Annotated in this window: 1 pseudogene; it reads right to left on the minus strand. The window is 40.0% G+C overall.

The features are described 5' to 3' along the window. A pseudogene (locus ACFIO5_RS13035) lies at positions 1 to 347 on the minus strand (Maf family protein); the annotation flags it as partial. Positions 348 to 583 lie beyond the last annotated feature (236 nt).

Here is a 583-nt window from a genome sequence, read left to right on the forward strand (position 1 = left end):
TTTCTGGTGAGGGAAGAATAGTACGCCCAACAGCAACCACAGTATCAGCGGCCAAGATGACTATTTTCTGCGCTGATACTTTTTCTCCACTGCTTTGATCGCGCCATAGAAAAGTTTCTTGTGCTTTAAGAGCTTTTTCCTTTGCCAAACGTTTTGCAAGATTTGCAGGATGTTCTCTTAATTTTGGTGTTTCATCGATATTGGTTGCATAAACCTGATGGGGATCAAGACCAATTTGTGCTAAGAGAGCCAAGCGACGGGGCGAAGCGGAAGCAAGTATCAATTTCCTCTAAGGAGGTTTCTTCCAAACGAGATTTTTTAAAGAAAGTTTTTCTTATGACTTCCATTTCCACCCCCTCAGAATGATTTTAAACGACTAGCCAATGCGTTTAGCATCCCTGATTTTCTTTTTTGAGAGACCTCTGATATTCTTTACTCCCTCATATAACGCATTTCCAGGACGATTTTTGCTCTTGGAAGCAAGATAAAGGCTTTTAGGAACACTATTGCTGCTTTTAGAAAAAGTAACAACCACAGATGAACTACTTATAGCGATATATAATGCGGCCTTTTGTTAGATCAT

The sequence above is a fragment of the Bartonella sp. AA86SXKL genome (genome assembly GCF_042196885.1).